Origin of the sequence: Pseudomonas sp. B14(2017), assembly GCF_002113255.1 — a bacterium.
In the GTDB taxonomy this organism is placed as follows: Bacteria; Pseudomonadota; Gammaproteobacteria; order Pseudomonadales; family Pseudomonadaceae; genus Aquipseudomonas; species Aquipseudomonas putida_Z.
In genome coordinates this window covers 121,954-135,917 of record NZ_NEJY01000018.1, presented here as the reverse complement: position 1 = coordinate 135,917, position 13,964 = coordinate 121,954, and the positions used below count along the sequence as shown (strand labels likewise).

General features: G+C 61.6%; 10 protein-coding genes. 5 read left to right on the top strand and 5 right to left on the bottom strand.

Annotation, left to right across the window (positions count from 1 at the left end; genetic code table 11):
- Window positions 1–2 precede the first annotated feature (2 nt).
- The 3 genes from CAG34_RS19390 to CAG34_RS19380 all read right to left on the bottom strand — a co-directional run bounded on the left by CAG34_RS19390 (window position 3) and on the right by CAG34_RS19380 (window position 2,451).
- Complete coding sequence (locus CAG34_RS19390) at window positions 3–572, bottom strand: hypothetical protein (protein ID WP_085591868.1); 570 nt, start codon at window positions 570–572, stop codon at window positions 3–5.
- The gene (locus CAG34_RS19385; RefSeq protein WP_085591866.1) at window positions 572–1,330 is read right to left on the bottom strand and encodes an ATPase; all 759 of its coding nucleotides are present in this window, start codon (window positions 1,328–1,330) and stop codon (window positions 572–574) included. The genes CAG34_RS19390 and CAG34_RS19385 overlap by 1 nt, the downstream gene beginning before the upstream one ends.
- A gap of 770 nt (window positions 1,331–2,100) precedes the next feature.
- Window positions 2,101–2,451 (bottom strand): transcriptional regulator, encoded by a 351-nt coding sequence (locus CAG34_RS19380; RefSeq protein WP_256573567.1) that lies wholly within the window; start codon window positions 2,449–2,451, stop codon window positions 2,101–2,103.
- Between the two features lie 163 nt (window positions 2,452–2,614).
- On the opposite strand from CAG34_RS19380, the gene CAG34_RS19375 reads away from it, so the two are divergent.
- Entirely contained in the window at window positions 2,615–2,821 is a 207-nt protein-coding gene (locus tag CAG34_RS19375; protein ID WP_085591864.1) for a DUF3079 domain-containing protein, read from the top strand.
- A 594-nt stretch (window positions 2,822–3,415) separates the two neighbouring features.
- On the opposite strand, the gene CAG34_RS19370 is transcribed toward CAG34_RS19375, so the two are convergent.
- Window positions 3,416–5,713 carry a TonB-dependent siderophore receptor gene (locus CAG34_RS19370; RefSeq protein WP_085591862.1) on the bottom strand — a complete coding sequence of 766 codons (2,298 nt, stop codon included), beginning with the start codon at window positions 5,711–5,713 and terminating at the stop codon, window positions 3,416–3,418.
- A 140-nt stretch (window positions 5,714–5,853) separates the two neighbouring features.
- On the opposite strand from CAG34_RS19370, the gene CAG34_RS19365 reads away from it, so the two are divergent.
- The 3 genes from CAG34_RS19365 to CAG34_RS19355 all read left to right on the top strand — a co-directional run bounded on the left by CAG34_RS19365 (window position 5,854) and on the right by CAG34_RS19355 (window position 9,847).
- On the top strand, window positions 5,854–6,573 hold the full coding sequence (locus tag CAG34_RS19365; protein ID WP_025337347.1) for a response regulator: 720 nt from the start codon (window positions 5,854–5,856) through the stop codon (window positions 6,571–6,573).
- Between the two features lies 1 nt (window position 6,574).
- Window positions 6,575–7,942 (top strand): ATP-binding protein, encoded by a 1,368-nt coding sequence (locus CAG34_RS19360; RefSeq protein WP_085591860.1) that lies wholly within the window; start codon window positions 6,575–6,577, stop codon window positions 7,940–7,942.
- 240 nt (window positions 7,943–8,182) lie between these two features.
- A complete protein-coding gene (locus CAG34_RS19355; RefSeq protein ID WP_085591858.1) occupies window positions 8,183–9,847 on the top strand; it encodes an FMN-binding glutamate synthase family protein in 1,665 nt (554 codons plus the stop codon).
- 127 nt (window positions 9,848–9,974) lie between these two features.
- Here the strand turns inward: CAG34_RS19355 and CAG34_RS19350 are convergent, their stop codons facing one another.
- Window positions 9,975–11,294 carry an OprD family porin gene (locus tag CAG34_RS19350; RefSeq protein ID WP_085591856.1) on the bottom strand — a complete coding sequence of 440 codons (1,320 nt, stop codon included), beginning with the start codon at window positions 11,292–11,294 and terminating at the stop codon, window positions 9,975–9,977.
- Window positions 11,295–11,798: 504 nt separating this feature from the next.
- Between CAG34_RS19350 and CAG34_RS19345 the strand changes: the two genes are divergently transcribed.
- A complete protein-coding gene (locus CAG34_RS19345; RefSeq protein WP_085591854.1) occupies window positions 11,799–13,877 on the top strand; it encodes a TonB-dependent siderophore receptor in 2,079 nt (692 codons plus the stop codon).
- Window positions 13,878–13,964 lie beyond the last annotated feature (87 nt).

Below are 13,964 nucleotides of genomic sequence, written 5' to 3'. Positions count from 1 at the left end.
GGTTAGTCATCGCCCTGGAGGATCCGTGAAATGCTTTCCTCATCCAGTCCTGATTCCTTGAGCAGACGCTCAAACGGAACTTTTTCGGCTGTGAGTGGCTTGCCATCAGATTTGTTTGCACGAAGCGCAGATGCTTGGGCTGGCAAAGCGAGAAATGACTGAACAACGGAAACTGATGCATTCAATGCTCTAGCTAATCGCGCAAGAAACTTCTCTGGCAATACCACCGAATCTATTCGTCGCTCGCGAATAGCTACGCCAACTTGGATAGGCAACCCGAGCTCCCTCGCTGCTTTAGCAAAAACCTTCGGTGGTGCCGACTGCAAGAGCTCCACAGTCACAACGGAGTCGCGAAGCCGCCCCATCTTAGCGCTCACAGCAGCAAGCTCGTTGGCACTGAGAGGAAGATCTTCATCGACCTCACGGGATAGCTCCCTTGCAAGATCCACGAGTTCGATAGCGAATTGAGGATAATCTGACAGGTATCGTTTGAGTATGTCAGTTCCTGGCTCGTAGTCCATTGCGAAAGCGTTCATAACGTCTTCGCTAGCAATTGGCGAACGAATAGTCATTACAGTTTCCCCTTGAATTCAAGGCGCGACCGCAGACTTGCGAAAGCTTTGTCACGGTACGTACGGATAGTCTTTTCACTCTTACCCAGCGTTTTACTGATGGTGACGGCAGAGGGATCTTTCGAGTCGATAGGAATGTCATGGCGGATCATCTCGATGATTCTTTTTTGGATTTCAGGTAGACCATCAATCGCATCCTCGAGCTGAAGCCGGTAAGATTTTTGATCGAGCTCGGTTGGATCAAAGGGTTCGTAGCCACCGATAGCAGCTAAAGGGAGGGGCCCATCCTCCTCGTCCACCTCTAGCTCGTCAAAGCGATTCTCATGCTTCCAATGGCGATCACACGCATCCTTTCGGTCCCTGGCGACAGCCGAGTTGAAATTGATCTCGTAGTAGTCCAGACGGTCGTCATACACCAATCGGTCGCCAAGTAGCAGATCAATGAAATGGTCAACCACATCATCTCGGATGTTTGCGTTCGTAAGCGAAGCGTCATCAGCGCGCGGCAGGAGAAGGTGGAGGCGCTCGAGCAACCGCTCGGTGAGCGTTTCACGATGAATTCCAGGTTCTGCATTTCGCACAAAATGCACCAACGCTTCCGGCGAGACAAAATCGGGAGAGGTCCGTGAGCAGTCGGGTACTCTACGCTCAAGCTCAGCAGCGCCTATGACCTCAAGCTCTTGGATTTCAGCTTCGACGGCCGGACGTCGGGAATACAGCGTTCCATCAAGTTTGACCTTACGAAGGGGACGTGCCACGACTACTCCTTTTTCTCGTGTCCAAGACCTTCTGTTCGGCCCTGAATGTAACATCGGAGCAGTGTTTGATCACAGCTGTATCAGCGGATGGCGAGTACATCTTTTGATCTTCAGCATGAAGGGCTGTTGTGCCCGCCAGTTCCGCAGACGCGACCACCTTTATAGCTAGATTTTTCATGAGTAATCGAAGCTCTTACTTCCCTCAAGCCCCAATGTATGCAGGAATTCCTGCTACCAGGCGTCACGATGTCCAGTATCGCCATCAGCCATGGCATCAACTCCCACATCATTCTCAGGAGGCCGCCGATCTACCTCGACAAGTATCCCGTGCCAGTGCCAGCGTATGTGCCGCGGTAGCTGGTGCACAAACGGCACGCTGATGAAGCGATAGTTTTCTCACCGCCATGCCGGGTAAGTGTTGCCAAGCAGCAACTCCCCGATTCGATTCCACTAAATTCCATAACTAGCTGATTTCTTTGTAGCTATCCTTTGAGGTACACTCAAAAATCCACCAAATTCCAGCCCCGCGAATCCCCTGCCCTCACAGCAAGAAACCGTTCGTCTGGTGCCGCAGTATCAAAAAAGGCTCACCGAAAGGTGGGCCTTTTTTGTTTTCAGTGCCCCGCGATCCCTGCGTCCCTATCGATTTCAAACCACCCCATACATGAAAAACTCAACCGGTACGCTGAAAAACTCAGCAAACCCCTTTATCTGGGCAACCGTCATCTTCCGCTTGTTGTTCAGAATCTCTGAAACCGCGCTCTGGGTTGCTATCGAGGCAAGGTCCTTCTGCTTCCCCCCCTGTCCGACAGCAGGAAGGCCAACGCTTCGGCCTGGCTCGCAAACGGCACGAGTACCGACTCACTCTCATACTCGTAGACACGATCCGCCACCATCTCCGCAAAGCGCGCTGCTGCGTGACCTTCGCTGTCGGCATGCGAGTAGAGCTCATCGATCAACGCCATCCGCGCCTGGAGCTCAGCATCGTCCTTGATGGGGTCATGGCAGGCAGCAAGAAGCTGGGCCATGGTTGCCATCTGGGTGTTCAGGCCATCCAGCATGGGTGAAATATTAGCGATGAAGGCATCTAGTCCATTGGCTTCGATTTTATCCCGCTTCATGGTTGTCACCTGTCGAATCGGTAGGTTTGGGCAAGTGCTAGGTCAAACAGATTTCTGGATCCGGAATATACGCTCTGCTGAAGGACACCGGGACATTGATGTCGATCAAGCTGAGTAGCGGGCCGAGGTATAGGTTGGGGCATAGTCCTGAGGGAAGCTGACCATGGCCAAGAAATTCCCCACAAACCCCAGCCACCCGGAGCGCATCTGCTGGGGCTGCGACCTGTATTGCCCGGCCAAGTCATTGGCCTGTGGCAATGGGGCGAGTCGGACCATGCACCCGGTGGAACTGTTTGGCGAGGATTGGGACAGTTTCGAAGACCGGCTGGAGAAGCCGGTTGGTCGCGAGCAAGGGGCAGGACCTAGCTGAAATGGGACCGCTTTGAGGCCCATCGCCGGCAAGCCGGGCTCCTACAGGTACAGCGCATGCCTTGAAGCCCGATGCGGCCCTAGCGAATCAGGTGCCGCGGTGAATGGCACGGGCTTCGCCCGTATTCGCGGGCGCGCCCGCTCCCACAGGGATCGCACCACCTATCAGAAATTGAGCAAGGCAGTTGCTCCCAAAGGAGTGCGCCGGGCTCAAGGCATGTGCTGTACCTGTAGGAGCGGCTTTAGCCGCGAACACCGGCGCAGCCGGTGCCATACACCGCGTTGGATTCTTCGCGGCTAAAGCCGCTCCCACAGGGTACGCGGATTGCTTGCAATTTCAGTTATCTTCACGACAGCGCAGTCCAAAGGGCTGGGCCATCTACCACAGGTACAGCGCATGGTTTGAGCCTGGCGCCGACCCAGCGAATCAGGTGCTGCGGTGGATGGCACGGGCTTCGCCCGTGTTCGCGGGCGCGCCCGCTCCCACAGGGATCGCGCCACCTGTTAGAAATTGAGCAAGGCAGTTGCTACCAAAATACCTGTGGGAGCCCGGTTTGCCGGCGATGGGCTGCGCAGCAGCCCCAGGTGCGGTTGGTCAGAACGCTGTGCTGACCGTCAGCGACAGGTTGCGTGGGTCACCATCAATTGCCCCGGCATAGAACCCGTAGCGGGTGTAGTAGTGCTTGTCGAACAGGTTGTTGGCGTTGAGGCTGACGCTGGTGTCGTCGGTCAGCTGGTACTTGGCCATGGCATTCCAGATGGCATAACCGGACCAGTTCACGTCAGTGGCACCGTTGCTCACACCATTGCTCGGCTGGCCCGCCGGGCTGGAGATTGCGCGGATGTTGCTCTGCGCAGTAACCCCGGCGCCCAGGGTCAGGCGGTCGAGCGGGCCGGAAAGGCGGTAGGTGGTCGAGGCCTTGAACAGGTGCGATGGGTCGCTGCGGCCGTCGCTGTCGACGCGGCGGAAGTGCAGGTAGGTGTAGCCGGCGTACACGTTCCAGCTGGGGGTCAGGGCGCCGGCGACTTCCAGGTCGATACCGTCGGTTTCCTGGCCGGAGCCGGCCTTGTAGGCGTCGCCACCGGTCGGGGTGGTCAGGTCGCCGTCGAGCACTGCCTTGTTTTCCTGCTTGGTGCGGAAGTACGCCGCCGAGGCGTTCAGGCGGCCATCGAACCACTCTCCCTTGATACCCGTCTCGTAGCTTTGCCCGCGAATTGGCTCGACCTTGCTGCCGCTGCTGGTTTCAGCAGTTTGTGGGGTGAAGATGTCGGTGTAGCTGGCATACAGCGAGTAGTTGTCGTTGAGGTCGTACACCGCGCCCAGGTACGGGGTGACGATGCCGTTCTCTTCCTGGCTGGTACGTGCGCCAGCCACGCTGCGGGTGGTGGCCGAGTAGTTGCTGGTGCGCACACCGAGGATGACCGAAAGTGGGTCGGTGATGCTCAGGCGGGTTGCCGCGTACATGCCCTGCAGGCGGGTGGTGGTCTTGCTGTGGCGGCCGGTGCGCGAGGCGATGATGTTGTAGTCGTCATCCACGCCATTGCGCCAGTCGGTCAGCGGGAAGCCGTTGTTGGCGCGGAACTGGCAACCCAGCGCAGGCGCACTGGCCATGCCGTCGCCGACCATGGTGCAGGTGTATTCCGGCGACCAGGCCACGGTGCGGCTGTCGTTGTAGCCAACCATCGCCTGGTGGGTACGGCCAAACAGTTGGAACGGGCCGGACAGGTCGATCTGCGCCGACTGCTGGGTGGTGTCGGTGGAGCTGTGCAGGCCGTTGAGCACGGCGCCGCTGCCATCCTGGTCCCAGTAGCCGCCGTAGCTGCCACGGCCCGCCGAGTTGACCTTGGCCAGGCCGCGGTGGTTGAGGGTTTCGGCGGTGCTCTGGGCGGCTTTCAGGTCCAGCGTCCAGTCGTTGTCGAAGCGGTGCTCCAGCGAGCCGAACGCAGTGCGGGTGGTGTACTCGCCAAAGCTCCAGCTGGGTACCACGTTGGTGCTGCGCGGCAGGTCGGTCTTGCTGCCATCGCGATACCAGATCGGGATGTTCGCACCCCAGCCACCGCCGACAATCTTGTTGTACTCGTACTGGTAGCCGGCACCAAGGGTGGTGGCGTCGTCCAGGTCGAACTCGAAGTTGGCCAGCGCGGCGCGGGAGCGTTCGGACTGGTTGTCGCGGAATGAGTTGGCGTCCTGCTGGGTCATCACGAAGCGCGAACGCAGGCGGCCGTCTTCGGACAGCGGCAGGTTGAGGTCGGCGCCCAGGCGGCGCTTGTCCCAGCTGCCGTAGGTGGCATAGGCGCTACCGCCGAACGTCCTGGTCGGTGCCTTGCGGATCAGGTTGACGGTGGCCGACGGGTCGCCGGTACCACCCAGCAGGCCGTTGGCGCCGCGCACGATGTCGATGCGCTCGTACAGGTCCATGTTCAGTGCGTTGCCGCCGCCACTGAAGTCGGAGCCGCCCTGGAACTGCAGGCCATCGACCTTCCAGTTGCTGATCGAGTAACCACGGGCACGGTAGTCGGTACGCCCGCCCACTTCGGACTTGCTCGCGGTCACGCCTGGGGTGGTTTCCAGCGCTTGCTCGATGGTGTGGATGTCGCGGTCATCCATCTGCTGGCGGGTAATGGTGGTGACCGACTGCGGCGTCTGGCGCGGCGTCAGGGCCAGGCCGGTGGAGCTGCGGGTGCTTTCGACCGTGTAACCCAGCTGGCCGGCTTCGTCGGCAGGCAGCAGAGCGCTGTCTTCGATCTGCGTGGCCTCCAGTTCCAGGGGCTTGCTGTCGGCAGCCATCGCGCCACCGCTGACGGCCACGGCAATGAACAGGGCCAGCGGTTTGAGGCGCGTGCCGCCTCGGCTGATGGAGGGGAAGGCGTTCGGGGTGCTCTCGGAGTTCATTTGGGAAGGCTTCGTATTTGCAGATGATTTTTTGTTAGGATTCTAGGGATCGGCCCCCCGGGCTCCAGACCCGGCTTGTACGGGGATGTAATTGAACGTAACGAGCGCCACCGGCCCTCACCGAACAGGTGTTTTTCTGCATGAGCACAACTTTGCTTGTTGTCGACGATGACGACGAGATCCGCGAACTTCTTTGTGATTACCTGACGGATGCCGGCTATAACGTGCTGGCAGCGGCTGACGGGGAGCAGATGCGCGAACAACTGGCCCGGCACAAGGTGGAGCTGGTGGTGCTGGACCTGATGCTGCCGGGCGAAGATGGCCTGAGCCTGTGCCGCCAGCTGCAAGCCACGCCGGGGCTGGCGGTGATCATGCTGTCGGCCAAGGGCAGCACGCTGGACCGCATCATCGGTCTGGAGGTGGGTGCCGATGACTACCTGGCCAAGCCCTTCGAGCCACGCGAGCTGATCGCCCGGATCAAGGCCGTGCTGCGTCGTCCGCAACGCCTGGATGCGCCCGCCGAAGAGCCGGTAGAAGATGCGCAGCTGTTCGCCGGCTTCCGCCTGGAACACGTGAAACGCCTGCTCACCCGCCCCGATGGCGAGACCCTGACCCTGCCCCGCTCCGACTACCGCGTACTGCGCGAACTGCTGGAAGCCAACAACCGCGTGGTGTCCCGCGACCAGCTGACGCGCAGTGCATTCGGCCGCGACCACCTGCCCGACGACCGTTCGGTGGACATGTGCGTCAGCCGCCTGCGCCAGCACCTGCGCCACGCGCCGGCGGGTGCCGCGCAAATTCTCACTATCCGCAACGAAGGCTATTTGCTGAGCATCGCCGCCAACGGGGCCGATACCTGACATGCGCTGGCTGCGCCGGCTGTGGCCACGCACGTTGTTCGGCCAGTTGCTGCTGATCATGGTCAGCGGCACCGTGCTGATCCAGTTGATGTCCAGCAGCATCTGGTTCGATGTGCGTTTCGCCCAGGTTCTCGAGGCCCCTGTCCGGCTGATTGCCGCACGCAGCGCGCCGTTGATCGCCCAGGCCGACTGCCGTGCCGGTGCACTGCAGGCGCCAGCGCATTACCAGCTGCGTTGCAGCGAAGCCCTGCCCACGCCGGTGCAGGACGAGCGCCGCGGGCGCAGGCGTGTCGAGCTGTTGCTGCACCAGGCCCTCGAGTACGAATTGGGGCATGCCCAGGACGTGCGCCTGATGAAGGTGCAGTTGACCGACGAACAGGGCCAGCCGATCGTCTGGCGCAGCCTGTTCGGCCTGCGCACGGCCCAGGCGCATCTGCAGTTCGCGGTGCCGTTGGCCGATGGGCACTGGCTGACTATCGAGGGCCAGGAACTGCAAGGCTGGAGCGGCGAGTCGGCCTGGGTGTTGATCAGCGATTACCTGTTGCGGGTGTACGCGCTGCGCATCGTCGCGGTGTTGCTGGTGTGCCTGATAGCCGTGCGCCTGTGCCTGCGCCCGCTGCGGCGCCTGGCCGATGCCGCGCGCGGCCTGGGCAGCAACCTCGAGCAGCCGCCCTTGGCGCTGGATGGCCCGGAGGAAGTGCGCCAGGCGGCCCAGGCCTTCAACGCCATGCAGCAGCGGCTGATCGCGATGGTCAACGACAAGGCCTACTTCCTGGCCGCCGTGTCCCACGACCTGCGCACCCCGCTGACGCGCATGCGCCTGCGCCTGGAGCGCCTGCCGGACGACGAAAACCGGCAGCGCCTGCGGCAGAACATTGCGCAGATGGACAACATGATCGGCCAGGTGCTCGATTACCTGCGTGCGGGGGAGCAGCAGAACTTGCAGCAGATGGACCTGGACCGGCTGGTGGTGCGCCAGTGCGCGGAGCTGGCCACTGCCGAAGAGCCACTGCCGGTGCATGGCCAGGCGGGCAGCCTGCGGGTCGATGCCCTGCTGCTGCAGCGCTGCCTGCAGAACCTGCTGGTCAATGCGTTGCGTTATGCCAAGGAGGTTTCGGTCACGCTGGAACAGGCGACCACGGGGGTGTTCATCCATATCGATGACCGCGGCCCAGGGATTGCTCCGAGCCTGCTGGCGACCATCATCGACCCGTTCGTGCGCGGTGAAGGGTCGCGCAACCAGGCGTCCGGGGGGTATGGGCTGGGGTTGAGCATTGCCCAGCGGATTGCTGCCAGCCATGGGGGCGAGTTGCTGTTGGCGAACCGCGAGGGGGGTGGGTTGCGGGTCAGCGTGTTGTTGCCTCGCTAACACTTTTGCGGGGGAGGAACTGTACCGCCTGTGCGGGCCTCATCGCCGGCAAGCCAGCTCCCACAGGTACTGCGCATGGCTTGAAATCGGTGCGGTCGAGGTGGGAGCTGGCTTGCCGGCGATGAGGCCAGCACAGGCAACACAACCACATTCAGGTAACAGTCTTTTACCGATTACCCAGGTTTTCCCCTCTCCGCCTTTGCCTATCCTATGCCCGGTCATCCTGCCTGCGATGGACCCATGAAACACTCTCTACCCAGCCGCTACGCCTGCCTCGCCCTCTGCCTGCTGTTCACCTTCGCCAGCCTGCCGCTGCTACCCCAGCATGCCTGGCTGTGGCCGTTGACACTGATCACCGCGCTGCTCAGCCTGGTCGGCCTGAACGACCTGCGGCAAAGCCACCACGCCGTGCGCCGCAACTACCCGATCCTGGGCAACATCCGCTACCTGATCGAAACCATCCGCCCGGAAATCCGCCAGTACCTGATCGAGGGCGACGACGACAAGCTGCCGTTCTCCCGCTCGCAGCGTTCGCTGGTCTACGCCCGGGCCAAGAACGAAAGCGCCGAGAAGGCCTTCGGCACCCTCAACGATGCCTACAAGCCCGGCTTCGAGTTCATCAGCCATTCCATGCTGCCAGTGGCCACGCCAGACCCGGCATCGTTCCGCATCGCCATTGGCGGGCCGCAATGCCGCCTGCCCTACTCGGCATCGATCTTCAATATCTCGGCCATGAGCTTCGGCGCCCTCAGTGCCAACGCCATCGCTGCCCTGAACCGCGGTGCACGCATGGGCCGTTTTGCCCATGACACCGGCGAAGGCAGCATCAGCCCGTACCACCGCGAACATGGCGGTGACCTGATCTGGGAAATCGGCAGTGGCTACTTCGGCTGCCGCACCGAGGACGGCCGCTTCGACCCGCAGCGCTTCGCCGAGCAGGCGCGCTCGCCGCAAGTGAAGATGATCGAGATCAAGCTCAGCCAGGGCGCCAAGCCAGGCCATGGCGGCATCCTGCCGGGGCACAAGGTCAGCCCCGAAATTGCCGCAACCCGTGGCGTGCGCGTGGGCGAAGATTGCATCTCGCCGGCGGCGCACAGTGCCTTCCGCACACCGGTCGAGTTGCTGCAGTTCGTTGCCAGCCTGCGCGAGCTGTCGGGCGGCAAGCCGGTGGGGTTCAAATTCTGCCTGGGCCACCCTTGGGAGTTCATGGGCATTGCCAAGGCCATGCTGGCCACTGGCATCACTCCGGACTTCATCGTCGTCGATGGCAAGGAAGGCGGCACCGGTGCGGCGCCACGCGAGTTCAGCGACAACATGGGCGTGCCGATGCGCGAGGGCCTGATGTTCGTGCACAACACCCTGGTCGGCCTGAACCTGCGCGCCAGTATCCGCATTGGCGCGGCAGGCAAGATCGTCAGCGCCTTCGACATCGCCAGCGTGCTCGCCATCGGGGCGGACTGGGTCAACTCCGCGCGCGGCTTCATGTTCGCCATCGGCTGCATCCAGTCGCAGAGCTGCCATACCAACAAATGCCCGACCGGCGTGGCCACGCAAGACCCGCTGCGCCAGCGCGCCCTGGTGGTGCCGGACAAGGCCGAGCGGGTGGCAAGCTTCCACCGCAACACGCTGCATACGTTGGCCGAAATGTTGGCTGCCGCGGGCCTGGAACACCCTTCGGAGCTCAAGCCCAAGCATCTGGCGCGACGTATCAGCCCTAGCGAAATCGGGCTGTTCTCGGACCTGCACACATTCCTCAAGCCGGGCGAATTGCTCAGTGGCTCGATTGAAAGCGAGTTTTATGCGCGGATGTGGCGGATGGCGCGTAGTGACAGCTTTGCGCCGGAGACTGGGGAGGGAGAGGTGAAGGTTGCTGGGGTGCGGCGCAGGGAAGTGGAGCCTGCGTGAAAGCCGGGGGCCGCTTTGCGGCCCTTTCGCGACACAAGGCCGCTCCTACAGGAGTACGCAATCTCATGTAGGAGCGGCCTTGTGTCGCGATGGGCTGCAAAGCAGCCCCTAGGCCATCAGATCAGGATCAGAAGATGCTGATCGGGTACTCGACGAATACGCGGACTTCGTTGCCGTCGTCGTTGTAACCGTTCTGCTGCACGGCGTTGTTGGTACGCACGAACGAGCTACGCAGCTTGATCGACAGGTCCTTGGCCGGGCCGTCCTGCACCACGTAACGGATCTGGTTGAAGATTTCGCGCTCTTTACCTTCACCGAAGCCCTGCGGGTTGTCGACGTTGCGGGTGTTGATGTTGTCACCCACCACGTAGGCCAGCTTGTAGGTCAGGCCCGGGATGCCGTAGGCACCGAAGTCCAGGCCGTAGCCCAGCTGCCAGGAGCGCTCGTCTTCGGCGTTGAAGTCGGACCAGTACGAGTTGGCCAGGTAGATGGTCGAACCGCCGTCACCCACGCCACCCTCGTTCTGGTACCAGCCGTAGTTGTAGCCGGTGCTGCCGGTGCTGCGCTGGTGGGCGATGGTGAACGAGTGCGCACCGTACGCGTAAGTAGCTGCCAGGCTCCAGATGGTGTTGGAGTCGCCGTTGAGTTTGGCGCTCTTGACGAACTTGTTGTCGATGTCCGACTTGTAGCCGTTGAAGTCCAGGGTCAGGGACTGGTCGTTGGCGATCGGGAAGACGTAGTTCAGGCCCAGGTAGTGCTTCTTCATCACGTCTTCGTTGTCGGCGGTGTACAGCGAAGCGGTGAAGTTGTCGGTGAACTTGTAGCTACCACCAAGCACGTTGATCGACTTCAGGCCACCACCGTCACGGCGCTCGGCGCTCTTGCGCGCTTCCTGGGTGAAGCGGCCGGCGTTCAGTTCCAGGCCCTGGATCTCTTTGGAGGTGATCAGGGTACCGGTGAAGCTTTCTGGCAGCAGACGGGCGTCGTCGTACTGCAGCACTGGCAGTGCCGGCATCTGGTCACCGTACTTGAGCACGGTGTTGGAGATGCGGAACTTCACTGCAGCGCCACCACGGGCCAGGTTGTGCGGCGAGTTGGCGTTGCCGTTCTCGTCCTTGAAGTCCGAAGGCTTGAAGAAGTCGACACCGGCGCCACCGTTGTGGCCCTTGCCGCCGTCCAGACGCACGGCGTACAGGCCGAATGCATCGACGCCGACACCGACGGTGCCCTGGGTGAAGCCGGAGGAGAAGTTGGCGATGACGCCCTGGCCCCATTCGATCTGGTCGTCGGTGCCGTGCTTCTTGTCACGATTGATGTAGGCGTTACGCAGCAGGACGTTGGCGTGGCTGTCCTCGATGAAGCCTTTGCTGTCGGCCTGATCATTGGCCTGTGCCTGGGTCGCGGCGATCATCGCCAAGGCGACCAGGCTGATCCTGGTTTTCAACATGTTGTTTTCCTTATTTCTTAATCAAAAACGCTCTGCAATATGACGCCAGGAACCAACGCCCCTTCGTAGGTTCGACGCTATGCGGATCCAGACTGGAAGGCCTGCCGGTAATCACACGGCGGCCTCTGGCAGCAGCATGGCCAAGATCATGGCCAGCAGGCGTTGGCCGAATCCTAGCCGTGTGCGATTACAAATGTCAAAAAGTCGTGAAATGCAGGTTTATATAACCAAAATTTCCTGTGGGTCTGGTGCATTTCTATGCAGGTTTGCGCTATCAGCGGACAATTTATCTTGTGTAGGAAATAGCCTTTTGATCGAACGGACAATTTCCGGTGAGGGCGCTTTCGCAGCACAAGGCTGCTCCTACACGGAAACGCGGCGCAGCAGCGACCGTAACAAACTGACACAGATGTAATGACAACCCTTTACAAATACTCAAGCAATAGCAAATAACAAGCATTACCATCCGCACCTCTTTTTCACCTGCTCGATCCGGATGTGCCCATGCTTGTACCCTGCCGTCTTTCACCCCTGACGCTTGGCCTGTCGCTGCTGTTCGGCGCCGGCCTGGCCAGTGCCGCCACCACCACCCTGCCGGAACTGTCGGTAACCGCCGACAGTGAGCGCGAAGAGGACAACCCGCGGGTCAAGGAGGTAAGCACCGCGACCCGCACCTCGACGCCGGTACGTTATGTGCCGCAGGCCATCGACACGGTGAAGACCGTCAACGTGCTGGATTACGGCAGCAACACCCTGGGCAAGGCGCTGGAAGGCATCCCCAACGTCAGCAGCGGTGCCGACACCCGCTTCGACAGCGTGCGCATCCGCGGCTTCGAGGCCAGCAACGACTTCTACCTGGACGGCATTCGCGACGACAGCCAGTACATCCGCGACCTGCATAACATCGAGCGGGTCGAAGTGCTCAAGGGGCCGGCAGCGGTGCTTTATGGCCGTGGCAGCCAGGGCGGTATCGTCAACCGGGTGAGCAAGGCGCCGGAGCACGGCCGCCGTTCGAGCATCGAGGCGCAGGCCGGCAGCGAAGACCTGCGCAGCCTGTATGCCGACCTCAGTGCCGACCCCAGCGACACCGTCAGCCTGCGCCTGAACATGGGCAACCAGGACAACAACAGCTTCCGCGACGGCATCGACGGCAGCCGCCAGCTGTTCGCCCCGTCGATCAGCTGGCAGGTCACCCCCGACCTGAACTGGCTGGTGCAATACGAATACAGCCGCTACAACCGCACCCCGGACCGTGGCATCCCCGGGGTCAACGGCCGCCCGGCAGATGTCAGTCGCAGCACCACCTATGGCGACACCCAGCGCGACTACATCGACGACCGCGCTCAGTCGCTGCGCTCGCGCCTTAACTACCAGCTGAACGAAGCCTGGCAGTTGCGCCATACCTTGGGCCTGTTCAAGCTCGACAGTGAGTTCGACAACACCTACGTCACGGGCTACGACGCCAGCACCGACACCTTGACCCGCCAGCGCTGGCAGCAGGACCTGAACACCCGCAACCTGTTCAACAACCTGGAGGCCGAGGGCGACTTCGACACCCTGGGCCTGGAGCACAAGCTGTTGCTGGGCCTGGAGTTCGGCAACCAGAAGCGCGACCCGGTGCTGTACAAAGCGGTCGACCAGAAACTGCAGGGCCTGGGCAAGCCCGGCCGCGACCAGCAGCTCAATGGCCCGATGACGGTGTTTAGTGACAACCATACCGTGGTCGATAGCCGCGGCCTTTATCTGCAAGACCAGATCCGCTTGAACGATCAGTGGCAAATCCTGGCTGGCGTGCGCTTCGACCAGTTTGAAGTGGAAACCACCAACAAGGATGGCGTGCGCGAAACACAGGACAGCAACAGCACCAGCCCACGCCTGGGTGTGGTCTACACGCCTTGGCGCGACCATTCGTTCTACGCCTCGTGGAGCAAGACCTTCTCGCCGGTTGGCGGCGGTCTGATCGGCATCACCCCGGGCGCAAAGGGCAACGGTAACGATGCCAAGCCGGAAGAAACCCGCCAAAAGGAAATCGGCGTAAAAAGCGACTGGCTCGACCAGCGCCTGACCACCACCCTGGCCATCTACGAGCTGGAACTGTACAACCGCCGCACCCGCGACCCGCTTGTCCCGGAAAACATCTTGCTCAGCGGCATGCAGCGTTCGCGCGGTATCGAGCTGACCGCCACCGGCAACATCGTTGGCAACTGGTACGTGCGCGGGGGCATCGGCCTGCAGGACGCAACCATCGTCAAGGACAACAACGGCCAGGAAGGCAACCGCATCAATGACGTGGCCAAGCGCAACGGCAGCCTGTTCGTGACCTGGAAACCGGAACTGGGCTGGTACGCCGAAACCGGCCTGACGCTGGTGGGCGAGCGTTATGCGGACAACCAGAACACCACGGTGCTGCCGGGGTATGGCCGCTGGGATGCATTGGCGGGGTACCGCACGCATGACTGGGATGTGCGGGCGGCGCTGAGCAACATTGCCGACAAGACCTACTACAGCTCGGCGACCAGTGCGGCGCAGATCCAGGTGGGTGACCCGCGTAGCCTGGTGGTGACTGGCAGCTACAGCTTCTGATCTCTAGCGCCTGTGCCGGCCTCTTCGCGGGCTCGCCCGCTCCCACAGGGGCACCACATGCCCCGAAGCCTGTGAAGTACCTGTGGG